The 18,253-nt window shown below is 66.1% G+C and carries 16 protein-coding genes; 12 read left to right on the top strand and 4 right to left on the bottom strand.

Annotation, left to right across the window (positions count from 1 at the left end; all coding sequences use genetic code 11):
• Position 1: 1 nt before the first annotated feature.
• Entirely contained in the window at positions 2-1,015 is a 1,014-nt protein-coding gene (locus tag BLM15_RS11005; RefSeq protein ID WP_126112789.1) for an amino acid ABC transporter substrate-binding protein, read from the bottom strand.
• A 192-nt stretch (positions 1,016-1,207) separates the two neighbouring features.
• Between BLM15_RS11005 and BLM15_RS11000 the strand changes: the two genes are divergently transcribed.
• From BLM15_RS11000 to BLM15_RS10980, 5 genes are read left to right on the top strand one after another with little or no spacing between them, the layout of a single operon-like run.
• Positions 1,208-1,843 carry a glutathione S-transferase family protein gene (locus tag BLM15_RS11000; RefSeq protein WP_236846633.1) on the top strand — a complete coding sequence of 212 codons (636 nt, stop codon included), beginning with the start codon at positions 1,208-1,210 and terminating at the stop codon, positions 1,841-1,843.
• Complete coding sequence (locus BLM15_RS10995; RefSeq protein ID WP_126112788.1) at positions 1,836-3,038, top strand: CaiB/BaiF CoA transferase family protein; 1,203 nt, start codon at positions 1,836-1,838, stop codon at positions 3,036-3,038. The genes BLM15_RS11000 and BLM15_RS10995 overlap by 8 nt, the downstream gene beginning before the upstream one ends.
• A gap of 21 nt (positions 3,039-3,059) precedes the next feature.
• A complete protein-coding gene (locus tag BLM15_RS10990; RefSeq protein WP_126112787.1) occupies positions 3,060-3,671 on the top strand; it encodes a carboxymuconolactone decarboxylase family protein in 612 nt (203 codons plus the stop codon).
• On the top strand, positions 3,668-4,546 hold the full coding sequence (locus BLM15_RS10985; RefSeq protein ID WP_126112786.1) for an amidohydrolase family protein: 879 nt from the start codon (positions 3,668-3,670) through the stop codon (positions 4,544-4,546). The genes BLM15_RS10990 and BLM15_RS10985 overlap by 4 nt, the downstream gene beginning before the upstream one ends.
• 35 nt (positions 4,547-4,581) lie before the next feature.
• On the top strand, positions 4,582-5,361 hold the full coding sequence (locus tag BLM15_RS10980) for an enoyl-CoA hydratase/isomerase family protein (protein WP_126112785.1): 780 nt from the start codon (positions 4,582-4,584) through the stop codon (positions 5,359-5,361).
• 97 nt (positions 5,362-5,458) lie between these two features.
• Here the strand turns inward: BLM15_RS10980 and BLM15_RS10975 are convergent, their stop codons facing one another.
• Positions 5,459-6,208, bottom strand: coding sequence for a GntR family transcriptional regulator (locus tag BLM15_RS10975; RefSeq protein ID WP_126112784.1), 750 nt, complete (start codon positions 6,206-6,208; stop codon positions 5,459-5,461).
• A 195-nt stretch (positions 6,209-6,403) separates the two neighbouring features.
• On the opposite strand from BLM15_RS10975, the gene BLM15_RS10970 reads away from it, so the two are divergent.
• Both BLM15_RS10970 and BLM15_RS10965 read left to right on the top strand, forming a co-directional pair.
• Positions 6,404-7,867 (top strand): aromatic amino acid ammonia-lyase, encoded by a 1,464-nt coding sequence (locus tag BLM15_RS10970; RefSeq protein WP_126112783.1) that lies wholly within the window; start codon positions 6,404-6,406, stop codon positions 7,865-7,867.
• Between the two features lie 73 nt (positions 7,868-7,940).
• Entirely contained in the window at positions 7,941-8,912 is a 972-nt protein-coding gene (locus BLM15_RS10965; RefSeq protein ID WP_126112782.1) for a Bug family tripartite tricarboxylate transporter substrate binding protein, read from the top strand.
• 6 nt (positions 8,913-8,918) lie between these two features.
• Here BLM15_RS10965 and BLM15_RS10960 read toward each other — a convergent pair whose 3' ends face one another.
• The gene (locus tag BLM15_RS10960; protein ID WP_126112781.1) at positions 8,919-9,986 is read right to left on the bottom strand and encodes a mandelate racemase/muconate lactonizing enzyme family protein; all 1,068 of its coding nucleotides are present in this window, start codon (positions 9,984-9,986) and stop codon (positions 8,919-8,921) included.
• A gap of 111 nt (positions 9,987-10,097) precedes the next feature.
• Between BLM15_RS10960 and BLM15_RS10955 the strand changes: the two genes are divergently transcribed.
• The 5 genes from BLM15_RS10955 (at position 10,098) to BLM15_RS10935 (ending at position 16,738) form a co-directional block, all read left to right on the top strand.
• Positions 10,098-10,601, top strand: coding sequence for a tripartite tricarboxylate transporter TctB family protein (locus BLM15_RS10955; protein WP_126112780.1), 504 nt, complete (start codon positions 10,098-10,100; stop codon positions 10,599-10,601).
• Positions 10,602-10,651: 50 nt separating this feature from the next.
• Positions 10,652-12,097: a tripartite tricarboxylate transporter permease gene (locus BLM15_RS10950; protein ID WP_126116138.1), complete on the top strand. Its 1,446-nt coding sequence runs from the start codon at positions 10,652-10,654 to the stop codon at positions 12,095-12,097.
• Positions 12,098-12,580: 483 nt separating this feature from the next.
• Complete coding sequence (gene hemP / locus BLM15_RS31825) at positions 12,581-12,790, top strand: hemin uptake protein HemP (protein ID WP_206438625.1); 210 nt, start codon at positions 12,581-12,583, stop codon at positions 12,788-12,790.
• A gap of 110 nt (positions 12,791-12,900) precedes the next feature.
• Entirely contained in the window at positions 12,901-13,734 is an 834-nt protein-coding gene (locus tag BLM15_RS10940; protein WP_126112778.1) for a siderophore-interacting protein, read from the top strand.
• A gap of 52 nt (positions 13,735-13,786) precedes the next feature.
• Positions 13,787-16,738 carry a condensation domain-containing protein gene (locus BLM15_RS10935; protein WP_126112777.1) on the top strand — a complete coding sequence of 984 codons (2,952 nt, stop codon included), beginning with the start codon at positions 13,787-13,789 and terminating at the stop codon, positions 16,736-16,738.
• Positions 16,739-16,862: 124 nt separating this feature from the next.
• Here BLM15_RS10935 and BLM15_RS10930 read toward each other — a convergent pair whose 3' ends face one another.
• Positions 16,863-18,230: a condensation domain-containing protein gene (locus tag BLM15_RS10930; RefSeq protein WP_126112776.1), complete on the bottom strand. Its 1,368-nt coding sequence runs from the start codon at positions 18,228-18,230 to the stop codon at positions 16,863-16,865.
• Positions 18,231-18,253: the final 23 nt, after the last annotated feature.

Genomic DNA, 18,253 nt, shown 5'->3' with positions numbered 1-18,253 from the left:
CTCAGCGGAGCGGCGGCGCGTATTGCAGCCCGCCCTTGGACCAGAGATTGTTCGCGCCCCGGGGGATTGCGAGCGGCGAATTCGGGCCGAGATAGCGCTCGTAGCTCTCGCCGTAATTTCCGACACGCTTGACGATCCGATAGGCCCAATCGTTGGCAAGGCCGAGGCCTTCGCCGAGCTTCCCATCGACGCCGAGGAAGCGCTTGATCTCGGGGTTCTCGGATTTGAGCTGCTCATCGACATTGGCCGATGTCAGGCCGAGTTCCTCGGCATTGACCATGGCGTAATGGGTCCAGCGGACGACGTTGGCCCAGGCCTCGTCGCCGCGACGCACCGCCGGGCCGAGCGGCTCCTTCGAGATCAGTTCGGGCAGGACGACGAAGTCCTGCGGATTCGTCGCCTTGAGCCTGTAGGCATAGAGCGCCGAGGCATCGGTCGTGAAAGCGTCGCAGCGTCCGGCCTCGAAGGCCTTGATCGCCTCGTCGCCGGAGGCAAAGGAGACCGGATCGTATTTCAGCGCGTTCTTCTGGAAGAAATCGGCGATGTTCAGCTCGGTCGTCGTGCCGCCCTGGACGCAGATCGTGGCGCCGTTCAGCTCCTTGGCCGACTTGATACCGAGCGTCTTCTTCACCATCAGCGCCTGCCCGTCGAAATAGGTGATCGCCGAGAAGGAGAGGCCGAGCGAGGTGTCTCTCGACAGCGACCAGGTCGTCTGGCGGGACAGCACGTCGACCTCGCCGGATTGGACCACCGCGAACCGGTCCTTAGGGTTCAAGGGCACATATTTGATCTTGCTGGTATCGCCGAAGACCGCCGCGGCCACAGCCTTGCAGAGGTCGACGTCGAGGCCGTTCCATTGCCCCTGCCCATCGGGCAGCGAGAAGCCGGGCACGCCGGGGCTCGTTCCGCAGATCAGCTGGCCGCGAGACTTGACGGTCTCCAGCGTCCCGGCTCCGGCCGCCGTCAGCGGCGCCAGAATGCCCAGCGCGCCCAGCGCGACATATGCCAATCTCATAGGTGTCCCCTCCCGGGTATTTAGGTCATTAAACTAGCCTATATTCCTGTCTTGAAATTTGGTCAATCTGTCGGTCCTGCTTCGATATGGCAATTTGCGGGCGACCGCTTCCCAACGCTTTGCATGTGGGTCTCGACAGCGTGAGGGGAATTGTTATAGGACATAAAACTAGCTGATAAGCTGAATATGGAGATGCTTCGCTTGGGCAAGATGCTGCTTCACTGGTCGCCGCGATCGCCTTTCGTCCGCAAGGTGATGGTGGCCGCGCATGAGCTCGGTCTGGTCGACCGGCTGACGCTGCGGCGAACGGTGGCTCTGATGACTGCGCCCAATCCGGATCTGCTGCCCGATAATCCGCTGAGCAAGATTCCGACCCTGGTGCTCGATGACGGGACCGTCCTGATCGATTCCGGCGTGATCTGCGAGTATTTCGATACCCTCGCGGGCGGGGGGCTCATCATCCCGGCGGCCGTGCCCGAGCGCTTCCGGGAGCTGAGCCGGCATGCCCTGGCGAGCGGCCTGCTTGATGTCCTGATTCTCTGGCGCAATGAGCGCAACAAGCCGCCCGAAGCGCAGACGGCAGCCTGGCTGACGGGCTTCGAGACCAAGTATCGCGCGGCGCTTGCCCGGCTGGAGCGCGAAGCCGGTCCGATCGCGCCGGGTCCGCTCGGATTGTCCGGGATCGCGCTCGGCTGCTGCCTGTCCTATCTTGATTTCCGCTTCGCGGATCTCGACTGGCGCGCGGGATGTCCGGCGCTCGCTGCCTGGCACGAAGAATTCCGCCAACGCCCGTCCGCCATCGCAACCGAGATTGTCGACGATGTCTGAGGCTGCCAGTTCCCGACAGGGGCCGCTGAGCCATGTCCGCGTGCTCGACCTCAGCCGGATCATGGCCGGACCCTGGGCGACCCAGATCCTCGCCGATCTCGGCGCGGACGTGATCAAGGTGGAGCGTCCGGATGTCGGCGACGATACACGCTCCTGGGGGCCGCCTTTCCTGAAAGACGAGCAGGGGCAGCCGACGCGCGAGGCCGGATACTATCTCGCCGTCAATCGCGGCAAGCGCTCGATCACCCTCGATATCGCGACGTCGGACGGCCAGGAAGCGATCCGCCGTCTCGCCGCCGTCAGCGACATCGTCGTCGAGAACTACAAGGTCGGGACCCTCCAGCGCTACGGGCTCGATTACGCCACGTTGAAGGCCGGCAATCCCCGCCTGATCTATGCCTCGGTCACCGGCTTCGGGCAGACTGGCCCGCGTAAGGCTGCCGCCGCCTACGATTTCGCGATCCAGGCGATGGGCGGCCTGATGAGCGTCACCGGCGAGCGTGACGGCATGCCAGGCGGCGGCCCACAGAAGGTCGGCGTCCCGATCGTCGACATCATGACCGGCATGTACACCGTCATCGGCGTGCTGGCGGCCTTGGCGCGTCGCAACGAGACGGGGCAGGGCGACTATATCGATCTGGCCATGCTCGACGTCCAGACCGGCTTTCTCGCCAACCAGGCGATGAACTGGCTGCTTTCGGGCAAGCCGCCGGTGCGGGGCGGCAATCGACATCCGAACATCCAGCCGCAGGACGTCTTTCCCTGTGCCGACGGCTCGATCGTCCTGGCCGTCGGCAACGATGCCCAGTTCGCCAAGCTCAGCACCATCCTGGAACGGCCGGACTGGGCGAGCGACGAGCGTTTCGCGACCAACCCGGCCCGCGTCCGCAACCACGCCTTGCTCGATCCGATGCTGCGCGCAGCGTTCGCGGGCCGCAGTCGCGATGCCCTGATCGCGACGCTCGACGACGCCGGTGTGCCTTGCGCCCCGATCAACACCGTGCCGGAGGTCTTCGATGACCCCCAGGTCAAGCATCGCGGCATGTTGCGGGAGCTGCCACATCCGACGGCCGGGCATGTTCCGCAGGTCGTCAGCCCGCTGAATTTCCTCAATGAGCCGCTCGCCTTCGACCGGGCGCCGCCGCTGCTCGGCGAGCACACCGACGAGATCCTGAAGGAGATCGGCCTGGCCTGAGGCCAGCCCGTGGAGATCAGAATGGCCCGGCTTCACCTCCCGACCGTCGACGAACTGAGCGCCGAACAGCGCAAGGTCTATGACGAGGTCGTCTCAGGCCCGCGCGGCCGCCTCATCGGGCCGCTGCGCGCGGTCATCCACAGTCCGGAACTGGCTGCGAGATGGTCGCGCATCGGCGAATTCCTGCGCTACTCCACTTCGCTTCCAGCCAAGCTCAACGAACTCGCGATCATCGTCGCGGGCCGCCACTGGAACAGCCAGCTCGAATTCCACATCCACGCCGAGGCAGCGCGCGCGGCCGGTCTCGATCCGGCCTGCATCGAGGCGATCCGGCTCGGCGAGAGCCCCGTCTTCTCCGAGCCGGCCGAGGTCGAGGTCTACGATTATGCGCGGCTCCTGCTGCAGACGGGCCGGCTTCCGGACGCGGTCCATGCTGCCGTCGTGGCGCGCTGGGGCGAACGTGGCGCGGTCGAGCTGACCGGCGTCATCGGCTATTACACCATGGTTTCGCTGATGCTGAATGCCCATGAGATCCCACTGCCGGACGGCGCGCAGGCGCCACTGCCGGTTGCAGGGCCAGGTCCGACCGCGATACCGGCCTGCCGGCTGGCTGACCGCGTGGTACAGGCGTGATCTCCGAGACTACGGCGCCGCGCGCCCATCGCGCGCCAGATTGGGCGCTGCCCGCAGGCGCCTGCGATTGCCATGCGCATGTCTTCGGGCCTTACGACGCTTTTCCGGTTTCACATGCGATGCACTATGTGCCGCCGCTGGCTCCGGCCGGCGTCCATCGCGATATGCTCGACGGGATTGGACTTGCCCGCGGCGTCCTGGTTCAGCCGGGCGCCTATGGTTCCGATCCGGCTGCGATCCTCGATGCGACCAGCGGATCGGGCGGACGTATCAGGGGCGTGGCGGCAGCGGACGGCAGTGTGAGCGATGCACAGCTCGACGCCTGGCACGATCGCGGCGTGCGTGGACTGCGCTTCAACGACATGACGGTACCGGGCGGGACGGGGCGCTTTCCCGGCGCCGTCGGCAGCGATGCGCTGACGGAGCTGGCGCCCCGCTTGAGCGCGCGGGGCTGGCATGCCGAAATCTGGGCGAGCATCGACCAGCACGCCGCGCTGCTGCCGCTCTACCGGGCGGCCGGCCTGCCGGTGGCTCTCGACCATATGGCAGGCCTCGCCATCACGCGCGGCCTCGACGACCCCTCCTTCAAGGCGATCCTGGCCGCGCTGCGCGAGGGCTGGCTCTGGGTCAAGCTCGTGCTCTGCCGCTGTTCGCAGTCGTTTCCGGGCTATGCCGACCTGCGGCCGTTCCACGATGCGTTGATCGAGGCCAACCCGGATCGGGTGATCTGGGGTTCGGATTGGCCGCATCTGCGGCTCGCCGACCGGGCGCCGGATATCGGCCACCTGCTCGACCTGTTCCGGGACTGGGTTCCGGATCAAGACCTCAGGCAGCGCATCCTCGTCGACAATCCGCGCACCCTCTACGGCTTTTGATCCAGGCCGAACCAGACTTTCAGCAGGAGACCGCCATGGCTGACGCTTATGAATGCTTCCAGGTGAGCATCGTCGACCACGTCGCGACCGTGACGCTCGATCGCGCTCCCGTGAATGCGCAGAACCGCCGGTTCCGCGAGGAGATCGTCGCCATCTTCGACCGGCTCAACGACAGCGCCGACGTCCGGGCGATCGTGCTGACCGGCGCCGGCAAGGCGTTCTCGGCCGGCGCCGACCTCAAGGAGCGGCCCGGCTTGGCGGATGAAGCTGGCGCCTATCCGCGTCACAACCGGCTGGTGTGCGCCTCGTTCGATGCGGTGATGGAGTGCGGCAAGCCGGTGATCGCCGCCGTCAACGGCGCCGCGATCGGCGCCGGCTGCGTGCTGGCGCTGTGCTGCGACATCATTCTCGTGGCGGAGGAGGGCTTCTTCGCCATGACCGAGGTCGATGTCGGCCTCGCCGGCGGCGTCAGCCATGTCAGGCGCTTCTTCCGCGAATCCGATGCGCGCATGCTGATCTATACGGCGCGGCGCATCTACGGACCCGATCTCTATCGGATGGGCGTCGTCTCAGCCTGTCTCCCCGCCACCGAGTTGCTGGCCTCTGCCCAGCAGATGGCGCGCGACATCGCGGCCAAGAGTCCGCTCGCCGTCCAGGCCGCGAAGCGCTCATTCAACGTGACTGAAGGCCTTACGCTCCGCGACGCTTATCGCTTCGAGCAGTCGCAGACCGTTGCGCTGGCGAGCACCGAGGACACGAAGGAGGCGCAGCGTGCCTTCGCCGAGAAGCGCAAGCCGCTGTTCGTCGGGCGCTGATCGTGGCGATCTGCTGAAAGGCCGTGAGGCGATCATCGCCTCGCATCCTGCGCAGCATGAACTTGTCGAGGCCGGCTTGCCCGGCCGATCGGTGATGTCACTTCAGCTTGACGTCGAACCTCACGACATCGCCGCGGTAGATGCCCTTGGCGCTCAGGACCAGCACGCCGCGTTGGTCGACGGCCTGACGGTGGACGAAGGCAACCGGCGCATCGAGCGAGATCGTCAGGGCCTCGGCCGTTTCGACATCGGCGGTGCCGACGGTGAGGGTCTGGCGTGCATCAGCGATCTCCACGCCGGGCACTTCCGAGATCAGGCGCAGAGCCGTCTTCGATTCGAGATCGTGCTGCGAAATCCTGTCGCGCAGGGACTCGTCGATATGCAGGTCGGCCAGCAGGAAGGGCTGGCCGTGACGCCAATGGCGGCGCCTGACCTCCCGATAGGTCGGCGCCAGCTCGCCGATCTGGCCCTCGAACGGGTGGAACACGCGGTCCGGTTCGTCCCGCAGGATCTCGATCGTGGCGCTGTAGCTCGGCCGCAGCAGGCCGGACCAGTCCGTGCCGACCTCGCACCACAGATCCTCGGTCGGCCGCTTGCGGACGAAAGTCCCTCTGGCGCGGTAGCGCTCGATCAGCTGCTCGGCCTCGAGCAGGTCGAGTGCCTGGCGGATCGTTGCGCGCGCAACGCCGCATTCGACGGCGAGATCGTCGACCGTCGGTATCTGGCCGCCGACCGGCCACTGGCCGGCTTCAATCCTCCGGCGGAACAGGGTCGCGAGCTGATTGTAACGGGAGACCCCGGTGCGTCTGAAATCCAGCGGCTTCGCTGCGGCGCGGCTGACGGTCATGCGGCTCCCTTCGCCGGCGCGACTGCCCGGCTAGCCAGATAAGTTAGCTCATCCTCCCGCCGAATGTAAGCCCGGTGACCGGCTTTCGATCCTAAAACATAATCAACTAGCTTATTGCCCTTTATGCTTCGAATGCGCATGATCGGGCCCGCCATGGCGCCTGGCGGCCTTGGCTGATTGGAAGGGTGGAGTGGAATGTCTGGCACGATCGATATCACCGGGCGGGATCTCGACCCTGCGACGATCGTGCGGATCGCGCGCCAGGGCGCGAAAGTCGCGCTCAGTGCCGAGGCCCTCAGCCGGATCGAGGCCTCGCGGCAGGTCGTCGACGACATCGTGCGTCGCGGTGAGAAGGTCTATGGCGTCACCAGCAGCGTCGGCGCCAAGACCGGGGTCATGCTCGCGCCCGAACGGGTGGCCGAGTTCAACCGGCGCCTGCTGCTCACGCACAATATGGGGCACGGGCCGCTCGCCTCGCACGAGGCGGTGAGGGCGATGATGGCCGTGCTGCTGAACGGGATGGCGAGCGGCTATCTCGGTGTCCGGCGCGTGCTCGCCGACCGGCTGGTCGATGCCCTCAACACGAACCGCCAGATCCCGGTGCATCTCTGGGGCTCGATGGGCGAGAGCGACATGTCGCCGATCTCCGATCTCGCCCTCGAGCTCTACCGCGACCATGATTTCGCGGCCGGCGAGGCGCTCGCTTTGCTGAATTCGAGTGCGCTCTCGCTGGGCATGGGCGCGATGGCGTTCCACGACCTGTCGCGGATGCTGGACTTCGCCACCCTCGTCGGGGCGCTCAGCATGGAAGGGTTCGCGGCGAACCCGTCGGTGGTGTCGGAAGCTGCCCTGGCGTCGCGGCCGTTCGACGGCGTGCTGAGCCACGGCGGCGCGATCCGGCGCTATCTCGCCGGCAGCTACATCATGACGCCCGGCGGCCCGCGCCATCTGCAGGACCCGCTGAGCTTCCGCTCGCTGCCGCTGATCCACGGCAATGCTGCCGACAGCCTCGATTTCGCCGGGCGGCAGCTCTCGATCGAGCTGCGCGCCAGCCAGAACAATCCGGTCGTCTCCGTCGAACGGGCCGAGCTGGTCTCGGTCGCCAATTTCGACATGGTCGCCCTAGCGATGGCGCTGGACGTGGCGCGGCTCGCGATGTCGCCGGTGGTGACGAGTTCGACGGAGCGCCTCGCCAAGCAGGCCGACTCGTACTGGTCGGGCCTGAGCGTCGGGCTGATCGAAGAGGACGGCGTCGGGCTACCCGGGTTCAACGGCCTCGCGCAATTCCACAAGTCGATCACCTCGGAAGCACGTCTGCTGGCGGCGCCGGTCGTCGGCGAGCTCGCGAGCTCGAGCCACTCGAACGGCAATCTCGACAGGGCCAGCATGGCGGGCCTTGCGGCGCGCCGTGCTTGCGATCTCGCAACGCTGTGCCGCTCGATCTTCGCGATGGAGCTGCTCGTCGCCGCGCAGGCGGTCGAGATGCGCAAGGTCTCGCCGCTGGGTGCGGTCACGGGCCGGCTCTTCGCCCTGGTGCGCGAGGCCGTGCCCTATGCCGGGCCGGGGCAGCGCGTGCCCCACATCAAGGCGTTGCTCGAACATCTCGATGCGCAGGCGGCGCGGATCGATCGGCTGATGGTGCCGGCACCGGAGAGTTGATCCGCCCGGGCGGGACCGATCTGCCCGACCGGGAGCGGGCCGATTCAATACAATAGAAAAAGGGGAGACGACCATGACATCACTGCGCTTTCGAAGTCTTGCCGCTGCGCTCGGGTTGCTCGCGCTGAGCCTTGGCGGGGCCGCCGCCCAGAGCTACCCGACCAAGCCGGTCAGAATGATCGTGCCGTTCGCGCCGGGCGGGCGTGTCGAGGCGGTCGCGCGGCTGATCGCCGATGCGCTGAGCAAGGATCTCGGCCAGCCCTTCCTGGTCGAAAGCCGGCCTGGCGCAGGCGGAGCGATCGGTGCCGATTTCGTCGCCAAGGCCCAGCCCGACGGCCACACCTTGCTGCTCTCCTCGGCCGGGGTGCTGGCGATCTTGCCGAATGTCGACAAGAAGCTGCCCTATGACTCCGTCAAGGACTTCGCACCTGTCGCCCGGCTGATCGAGGGCTTCACCTTCATCGGCGCCTATCCCGGCCTGCCGGTGAAATCGATCGCGGAGATGGTCGCGCTGGCCAAGCAGAAGCCGAACACGCTCGGCTATGCCTCCAGCGGCATCGGCACCTACAGCCATCTTGCCGGCGAGCTGGTCGCCATCACCTCGGGCGCGCCGATCAAGCACATCCCCTATCGCGGCAGCGGGCCGGCTTTGAACGACATCGTCGCGGGGCACGTGCCGCTGATGATCGGCGGCGAGCTCGGCGACCTCGCCAAGGCCGGCAAGATCCGCATCTTGGCGACCACCAACGAGAAGCGCTCGCCCGAGTTCCCGGATGTGCCGACCATGAAGGAGAGCGGCTTTCCGCAGTTCGTCGCGCATTCCTGGGTCGGGCTGGTCGGGCCGGCCAAGCTGCCGTCCGCGATATCCGACAAGCTGAACGTGACGCTCGCCCGCGTCATGGCCGATCCGGCGACGCAGGAGAAGCTGCGCGGGCTCGGCGGCGAGCCGGCCTATCTCCCGGCGGAGCCGTTCGGCAAGATCATCGCGGGCGACATCACCATCTATGCCGAGATCATTGCCAAGGCCGGGCTGAAGTTCGAATAGGCCGGCTCAGTCCGCGAGTGTCAGGCCCGTGCCGGCTCCGGCCGGTACGGCGACCTCGCCCCGCTCCAGGCTCAGGCCCGAGAAGCGTTCATCGTTCAGGAGCGCCATCTCCGAGAATTCGTGCGGGAAGCGCGGCGCCGGCAGGCTCGCCGCCAGATGCACGGTGTGGGCGTGGATGATGCTCGAGCCGAACACCGCGCCGAAGCGAAAGCCGAGATTAGCGGCCCGGCAGATCGCGACCGCCTGCGCCGTCCGGCTCGGGCCGCCATGGTTGAGGATGCGCAGATTGATCGACTCGACATGGCCGGCCTCGGCGATCCGCAGGATAGAGGGCAGGTCCTGCGCGCTCTCATCGGCTTCGACCGGAACATCGAGCGCCTTCGCGACAGCGATGAAGCTCTTAAAATCGGCGGCAGCCGTCGGCTGCTCGACGAGCTCAAGTCCGAAGCGCGCCATGGCGTTGATCGCCTTCACTGCCGCCTTCGGCGTGTAGGATTCATTGGCGTCGATCATCAGCGCGATTTCGGTTCCGACCGCGCTTCGAACAGCGCGAACACGGTCGAGATCGAGCTGCGGCTCGCCTGAGACCTTGACCTTCAGATGCCGGAAGCCGGCCTCGACCAGCCCCTCCGCGACCTCCGCCATGCGCTCCGGCGATTTCAGTGGAATGATCCGCGTATTGGCGAACCGGTCCTGCCGCTTGCCGCCATAGAGATCGTGCAGCGGCACGCCGAGCGCCCGCGCCCTCAAGTCGAGCAGGGCGCATTCGATGCCGGCCTTCACCGGCAGGGCGCCGTGCAGACGACGGTCGAGCCGGTCCATGATCGCCCCGATCGCCGTCTCGTCCTGGCCGACCAGGCCATCGCAGAGATAGTCGAAGCTCGCCTTCACCACTTCCAGCGGCTCGGTCCAGGGCGGCATGGCGCGGACATAGCCATGCCCTTCGGTGCCCTGCTCGTCGCTGACGATCACGGCGAAGCCCCGGATGCGCGTGAGCGGCCCCTGCGCGAAGCGCCATTCGGGATCCGACAGCGTCTGGTCGATGGCGACCGTCCTGACTGCGCTGATGGCCATCGTACCTAGCTGCCCCGTCTCGCCGATCGAGCCAGAGCTATCCCATCCGGCTTGCCCTCAGGTCAATAGTATATAAAGCTGACCTATAGGCATAAAGGAAAGGTGCGGTTCATGGTGCAGGATCAGGATGAACCCCACTCGGCTGGAGTGGCAGAGACCTCCGCCCCTCACCAAGCCGTGGATGCGGCCAGCGATATCCTGGCGGGCCTGCTGTTCGCCGGGCTGGGGCTCGCCGCTCTCTTCATCGGCCGGACCTACCCGGTCGGGAGCTCGCTGGACATGGGACCCGGTTACCTGCCGCGCATCGTCGCCGGAGCGCTGGTCATCACCGGCCTCGTCTTGACCCTGAGGGGGATGCGACAACGGCCGTTTCGCCTGCCGGGCCTTCCTCTGCGTGCGACCGGCTGGATCGCCGCCGCGATCCTGCTGTTTGCCTGGCTGGTCGAGCGGACCGGCCTGTTCGTCGCCTGCCTGACCTGCATTCTGGTGGCAGCGCTCGGCGATCCTCAGACCCGCTGGCGCGAAGTGCCGCTCGTCGCGGTAGTCTTCGCCGGATTCTGTGCGCTGCTGTTCGGCTATCTGCTGAAGCTGCCGATCCGGGTCTGGCCGCTGTGAGCGAGATCGTTTCCTCGCTCAGCCTCGGCTTGGCCGTCGCAATCACGCCGATGAACCTCTGGTACTGCTTCCTCGGTGCCTTGGTCGGCACGCTGATCGGCGTTCTGCCCGGGCTGGGGCCGATCGCCACCATGGCGATGTTGTTGCCGCTGACCTACTATCTTGAGCCGACCGGGGCGCTGATCATGCTCGCCGGCATCTACTATGGCGCGCAATATGGCGGCTCGACCACGGCGATCCTGATGCGGTTGCCGGGCGAATCCTCTTCGGTCGTCACCTGCCTCGACGGTTACGAGATGGCGCGGCAGGGTCGGGCGGGCGTGGCACTAGCGACTGCGGCTCTCTCATCCTTCCTCGCCGGTACGATCACGACGCTGTTGATCGCCTTCTTCAGCCCGGCGCTGACCGCCGTCGCGCAACGTTTCGGGCCGGCGGAATATTTCTGCCTGATGGTTCTCGGGCTGATCGCGGCGATCGTGTTCGCCCAGGGATCGCTGCTGAAATCCTTCGGCATGATCCTGACTGGACTGCTGCTCGGGCTTGCCGGGGCGGACGTCAATACGGGTCTCGATCGCTTCACCTTTGGCGTGGCCGAGTTGCGCGACGGGATCGGCATCGCAGCCCTCTCGATGGGGATGTTCGGCATCGCCGAGATCGTCCTCAACCTGGCGCGACCGGAGCAGGACAGTCGCCCGGTCCTGGCCGTCTCGACGCTGAAGCTCACCCGGTCCGACATCGGCGCGGCCTGGCCAGCGGCCTTGCGTGGCACCGGCATCGGCGCGCTCCTCGGCATCCTGCCGGGCGGCAGCGCCATGATGGCCTCGTTCGCATCGTATTCGACCGAGAAGAAGCTCTCATCCTCGCCGGAGCGCTTCGGTCATGGCGCGATCGAAGGTGTCGCCGGGCCAGAGGCCGCCAACAACGCCGGCGCCCAGGCGTCCTTCATCCCGATGCTTGCACTAGGCATCCCGAGCAATTCCGTCATGGCGATGATGGCCGGGGCGATGCTGATCCATGGCATCGCGCCCAGCCCGAACCTGGCTACCGTGCAGCCGAGCCTGTTCTGGGGGCTGATCGCATCGATGTGGCTCGGCAACCTGATGCTGCTCGTCATCAACCTGCCGCTGATCGGTCTATGGGTAAGACTGCTTCAAGTGCCTTATCGGCTGATGTTTCCGGCGATCTTGTTGTTCTGCTGCATCGGCATCTACACGGTGAACAACAGCGTCTTCGAAGTCGCGCTCCTGGCGCTTTTCGGCGTGGCCGGCATCGTCTTTTCGCTCCTGAACTGCCCGCTGGCGCCGCTCATCCTCGCCTTCATTCTCGGACCCGCGATGGAAGAGAATCTTCGCCGGGCCATGCTGATTTCGAATGGAAGTATCGATATCTTCAGCAGCCCGATCTGCATCGCCATACTGGCCATGGCATTGCTGATGCTATCGATGATTATCTTCCCATCGTTCCGGAGTGCCAGAGCCGTGGCCACGGAAGGATAGTTCCGCAAAGACGTGACGCGGTGTCGTTGTCGCGCACCGTCGGCCGGGGCACGTTGGCGGACTGCAGCACGAGCGGGCCGCGCCATTATCTGCGCAGTGCCAAACTCGGCCGTGCTACCCATCGCCGAACGGAGCCGCCAGAAGCGGATACTCCCAGCGTCTTCTATGGGTCACAAACGCCTGCCTTTCGCGCGGATGAAATGCGCCAAAAGCTGACTTTGGCCGATCGCCCGAAAGCGAGCATTCTTGATTGATCCGGCTGAGACCCGGTGATGTCCTTAGCTCTCCATTCAGCAGACTCCGCATGATTGAGATGATGAGAAACAGCAGGCGTTCTTGAGTTCAACCCCGCAATCGGGTGCTCTTGAGCTCCATCTCACAATTTTTAATGCTTATACATATAAACTATTGTAATTGCTTGTTTTTTTAGATTAGCTAGATTGCTTGTGCACTTGCTGCAGCCTGTCACTCCGAGCGGTTTTCATGAATAGCCAGCATCTCTCGCTTACCTCCACCATTTCCAGAAGCCCTGAGCGGGAGCATCGCCGGCTTCGCTCGGTTGTGATGAGACCAGCACGGACGCTCTTCAGCGGGGTCGTCTTCGAAGGAGAGGCGGAGATCGGGATCGACCATCATGGCGAACTCTACCGTCTCAAGATCACGCGGCAGGGAAAGCTGATCCTGACCAAATGACCGCCGGCGACGGGTTGCGTCGCCGCAGACGCCATGCGGCCACGCAGCGTGGCCAGACCGGCTCGTAAGGCTTCGCCCGCGACGGCCAGCAAACGCAAAGGATCGAGACGATGGGGAACGCCGATGGGACGAGCGTGCTGAGCGAACGTCTGCCGAAGCGCCAGCGCCACAAGGTGGTGCTGCGGCAGCTGGACGTCCTGCGCGTGAGCGATCTCAGCCCGTCAATGCGGCGCGTGACGCTGGGCGGACCGGAACTCGAAGGCTTCGTCAGCCTCGGCTTCGACGACCATGTGAAGATGTTCTTCGCCGCGCCGGGCAAGACCGAGCCCGTCCTGCCCGTCATCGGCCCGGATGGATTGGCTTTTCCGGAGAGTGGCCCGCGCCCGCTGGCGCGCGATTTCACGCCGCGGCGCCATGATCCGCAGACGACCGAGCTCGATATCGACTTCGCCCTGCTGCATGACGGGCCGGCCAGCCACTGGGCCTCCGCGGTTAAGCCGGGCGATTCCGCCTGGATCGCCGGACCGCGGGGCTCGTTCATCGTCCCGTTCGATTTCGACTGGCACCTGCTGGTCGCCGACGAGACCGGGCTCCCGGCCCTGGCGCGGCGTCTGGACGAACTTCCCCAAGGTAGCCGGGCGATCGCCCTGATCGAAGTCGCCGATGAGCGCGAGGAGCTGCCGCTGCATCATCCCCCGGGCATCGAGGTAATCTGGGCCCATCGTGCCGCGGAGGCGGAGCCGGGTGCGGCGCTGCTTGCGGCCCTGCGCGCCCTGGACCTTCCGGCCGGAGATTACTTCGCCTGGATCGCCTGTGAATCTAGCGCCGCCAAGCGGTTGCGCAGCGTTCTCATCGACGAACGCGGCGCCAATCGCAAATGGGTCCGTGCACACGGCTACTGGCGCCGCGGCGCTATCGCCGTTCACGACGATTTCGACGAGTGAAGCCGCACGGCCCGTCGTTCCCGACATCTGCCGAAGCAAGAGGAGACCAGCAATGGCTGCCGACTTCGATCACCTGCTCACGCGCAACGAGCAGCTGCGTCTCGATGCCGCCATGCAGAAGCTCGCAGGGACAGCGGCGCCAAGCGCGCCGGCGGCTCCGGCCCCGACCGAATACGAGGAACATGTCTGGCTGGCACAGCAGCAGGATCCGGGCGCGATCCTGAAGCTCGTCGTCGCCTGCCGGCTGACCGGCGATGTTGACCTCGCGCGACTCGCCGGCGCGGTCCGCGATGTCGTCCGTGCCTGGCCCGATCTCAACTCGCGCTTCCGCTTCAGCGAGGACGGTGAGCTGCACAAGCGCCAGGCCGGCGAGGAGGGGCGGTTCCTGCGCCTCATCCGGGCCGAGACGCGCGAGCAGGCGCTCGCGCTGATTCTCAACCGGCAAGGCGTGAGCTGGAATAGCGAGAGCGAGCCGCCTTTCGAAGCGCTCGTGATCGCCTGCCCACAGGAGACACTCCTCGCCCTGATCGCGCATCGCATCCTCGACGAGGTCGCGCCAGTTGAGAAGCTTCTTCGCGCGCTCGCCGACGCCTATGCCGGCAGGCCTGTGCCTTCGGCGCAGCATGTGAAAGCCGGGGTGCGTGGCGTTGGTCCGGCAGCGCGCGAAACGTCCGCGATGCTGCCTGGCTGGATGCGCAGAAGCGCCAACACTATCACCGGCCATGGTGCGGGCGGTGACGTGGCCCCGATCCCTGGGTTGGCCGGGCGCTGCAGTGCCCGGGTCAACATGGATCGGCTGACCGGGCTCGAACCGGGCGCGCCTGATCGCAAGATCCTCGCGCATTTCGCCGCGCGCTTTGCCGGATATCTCTCGGCACTCAGTGGCCGCGGCGAGATCGATCTGCTGCTCGCAACCGGAGAACTCGCCGATCCACCGCCGGAGCTGGTGGATCCTGGCCTTCCCGTCCTGACGATCGCTGGTCACGGGCAAACCGAGACGATGGTCGGCGCGATCCTGGAGCACCTGGGTCAGGCAGGCGCCGCGTCGCCAGGGCTACGGGCCGACAAGGGCGGCCGCCCGACACTGACGGTGAGCTGGCTGGGCGACCCTGCCGACAAACTCCGCATCGCCGGTGTGGCGGTCGAACGACTGCCGCTGCCGACTTTGGAAGATCGGCCGGATCTCGCGCTGGCCATCGGGCGCGACGCGCAAGGCGGCATCGTGGTCGAGCTCGTAACCGGGCAGGGCCTGTCGCCGCATATCGGCCCGGTCCTGCTGGAGCGCTTCCTAGCCTGGCTCGATCAGGGGGATGTGGCCTTGCCGGGCCTCTCGTCCATGGTCGTCGAGCTGGCGCAAGGCCCTGCTTCGGCTCCGGCCGAAGAGCTCGCGACCGACGCTGTAACGGCCCTGATCCTCGCCGAGTTCCGCACCGCCCTCAACACGCCCGAGTTGAGACCAGAGGACGACTTCTTCGATCATGGCGGCCATTCGCTGATCGCGACGCGCATCATCGGGCGCCTGCTCAGCCAGCACGGCATCGAAGTTCATTTCAACGATCTTTTCAGCTATCCGAGCGCTGCCGCGCTTGCCCGCAAGGCGCGTCGCATCGGCGAAGCGAACTCGGAGCCGGTGCGTGCCGAGGTGATCGAGGAAGCGCCGAGCGCGCCGCTCTCGCTGGCGCAGGCCTCGCTGTGGAAGGCCTATGCCGCCTTCGGCTTCAACGAGATCTTCAACCTGCCCTTCGCGCTCGACTTCCTCGGTCCGGTCGATGAAGCGCTGTACGGGCGTGCCTTCACCGATGTCCTCGAGCGCCACCCCGGCCTGCGCAGCCTGTTCCGGCAGGAGGGCGATGCTGTGTTGCAGCAGGTCGTGCCGGCCTCCGAGCTGTCGCGTTACAAATGGTTCTGGACGAGTGCGGAGAGCGACGGCGTCGAGCGCCGCGACGAGGCGCTGCACCATTTCGACCTGACGAAAGAGCTGCCCTTCCGCCTGCGCTTCCTGATCGACCCGGCGACGGGCCGGCAGGTGCTGTCCTTCCTGTTCCACCACATCGTGCTCGACGAGTGGTCGGTCAATCTGATGATGGACGAGATCGCCTATTGCTACCGCGTGCGCGCGGCCGGCGGCATGCCGGTCTGGTCGGATGCGCCGGCGCCGTTCCACGAATTCGCGCGGCTTCAGGACGCAGCCGGCGTCGATCAGAAGCATCTCGGCTACTGGACCGACATGCTGTACGGCGCGCCGAAGCCGCAGCCAATCCTGCTGCGCCAGGACCGGGTCGAGCCCGCCGGCGAGGAGGCGTCCGCTGCCGGCGGCTGGGTCGAGTTCAAGCTCGGCCGGGAGGCGACCGAAGGACTCTATGCGCTCGCCAAGCAGAGCAGCGCCTCGCTCTTCAACGTGGTCTATGCCGGCATCGCCGCTTCGCTCCGCGAACTCGGTTCGCTGACGGAACTGGTGGTCGGCACCTCCGCTTCGGGCCGTAGCGACGCCGCCTTCTTCGACACGGTTGGCTATTTCACCACCGTCGTTGCCCATCGCATCCGCTTCGATGAAGCGATGAGCCTCGGCGGGCTGGTCGGCCTGGTCAGGAACACGATCAACGAGTCGCTGCCATCGAGCGAGATCCCGATCGACCTGGTCGAGGAAGCGCTCGGCATGACGCCGGGCCGCGACCACCTTTTCGAGGTCTTCATCCAGATCCACGCCAAGAACAAGCTGAACGGCGAGCTGGCGCTGCCGGACGGTCGCAGCATCGCGTTCCGGCAGGTCGATCCCGAGCGGCACGAATCGATGCTCGGCCTGCATTTCGAGGTGATGGAGGAGGCCGATCTCGCCGGCGAGCGCTCGATCCGCGTGCTGATGAGCTATCGCTCCGAGCATTACGGGCCGCAGGAGGTCGAGCGGATCACGGCAACGACCAGCGCGGTCTTCGCGTTGATGGGGCGGGACAATGGGGCGCAGGTGAGGTTGGCCGAGCTGGGGACGCATCTGCCGCAGGGATGAGCCAAGGCGCTGCCCACTCCGTCATGGTCGGGCTTGTCCCGACCATCCACGTCTTCGCTGGCAGAGGGCGGTGTTCAAGACGTGGATGCTCGCCACAAGGGCGAGCATGACGACACTATCGCGCTCAAACCGCGCTGAGAGCCTCCTCGCGCTCCTCATCCAGTAGCTCTGCGACCGAACGAGCCAGCGCTTCGACCGTCAGCGACCGCGCGAGAAAGGCGGGCAGCTCCTCGCCGTGCCGCTCGAACGGCTCCCGGGCGAACATGGTCGGGTCGCCCGACATCGCGAAGCTGAGCTCGCTGCCATCGTCCTGGCCGCGGAAGGTGAGGTCGATCCCTTCGCCCTGGCCACTGCCCAGGATCTCCCGCGTCACCTTGCAGTCATGGAAGGCCGGCGCGCTGAACGGCAGCACGTTGATAAGCGGTGAGAAGAAGTAGCGGCTGCCCTCCGGCATGCCGTTGTCCATGGCGATCTGCTCGATCCGGTAGCGGCCATGGCGGCGTTGCGTCCTGAGCGTGACGGCATTCGCCCGCAGGGTCTCCTCGAGGCTCTCCTCCGACCCGAACGACAAATGGAAGGGCAGGATGTTGACGACCATGGCGGGCATATGCGCGGCGACGCTGCCCCAGCGGCTCATGAAAGGCAGCCAGAAGGGCAGGACCTCGCGGCCGTCGAGCCGCTGCCGCGGCAGGCTGCGGGACAAATAAAGCCCAGACAGCAGCACCAGCAGATCGGGCCAGCCGATGCCCATCTGCATAGCGAGTCGGCGCAGGCCTTCGCTGACGCCCTCCGACAGTACGCCATATGCCTCGTGTGGCAGTTCCGAGGCATCCTTGTCGCCGCGATGCAGCACCGGCAGCGGGGCGTGCGCGGCGAAATCATCCTGCCAATAGGCGCGGTCGCTCTCGTGCCGGCGGCTGGCGCGATAGGCTTCCTCCTCCGCGATGAAGCTGGCGAAGGGGTGGAAGGCGGGACCGGCCTCGCTGCCCGCCAGGGTCTGCGAATAGAGCTGGCCACAGCGCTGCTCGATCAGCGCGAAGCCGTAGCCGTCGAGGATGATGTGGTGGGCGCGGATATACCAGAGATAGCGCTGCTCGCCGACGCGCAACAGCCAGAACGCCGAAAGGCCTTCGCCGCGCAGATCAAGCGGTGCCGCGACATCCGTTTCCATCCGCGCTCGTGCTTCCTGGGAGGGGTCGGCAAAACCCCTCAGGTCGAATTGCCGCAGAGACGGGCGCAGCTGCGGATTACAGCTCTGAAGCGGAGTCTCGCGGCCCGGCTCGACGTGGAAGCGCACACAGAGCACATCGGCTTCGGCGATGGTCTGGGTGATGGCCGCGACCAGAGCCTGCCCGTCCGTGACGCCGTCGATGTCGAGGCAATGCGCGACGGTCGCGATCGGCTCGTCGGGATGGAAGGTGAACTCCTCCCAGAAGTCGAGCTGCGGCAGGGTGAGCGGCATGAGGACGCGGCTCGAATCAGCCTGCGACATGAAATATCTCCCGTTCCAAATGC

This window comes from Bosea sp. Tri-49 (assembly GCF_003952665.1).
Lineage (GTDB): Bacteria > Pseudomonadota > Alphaproteobacteria > Rhizobiales > Beijerinckiaceae > Allobosea.
Note: the sequence above shows the minus strand (reverse complement) of the source record. Positions and strands in the feature narration are given on the sequence as shown.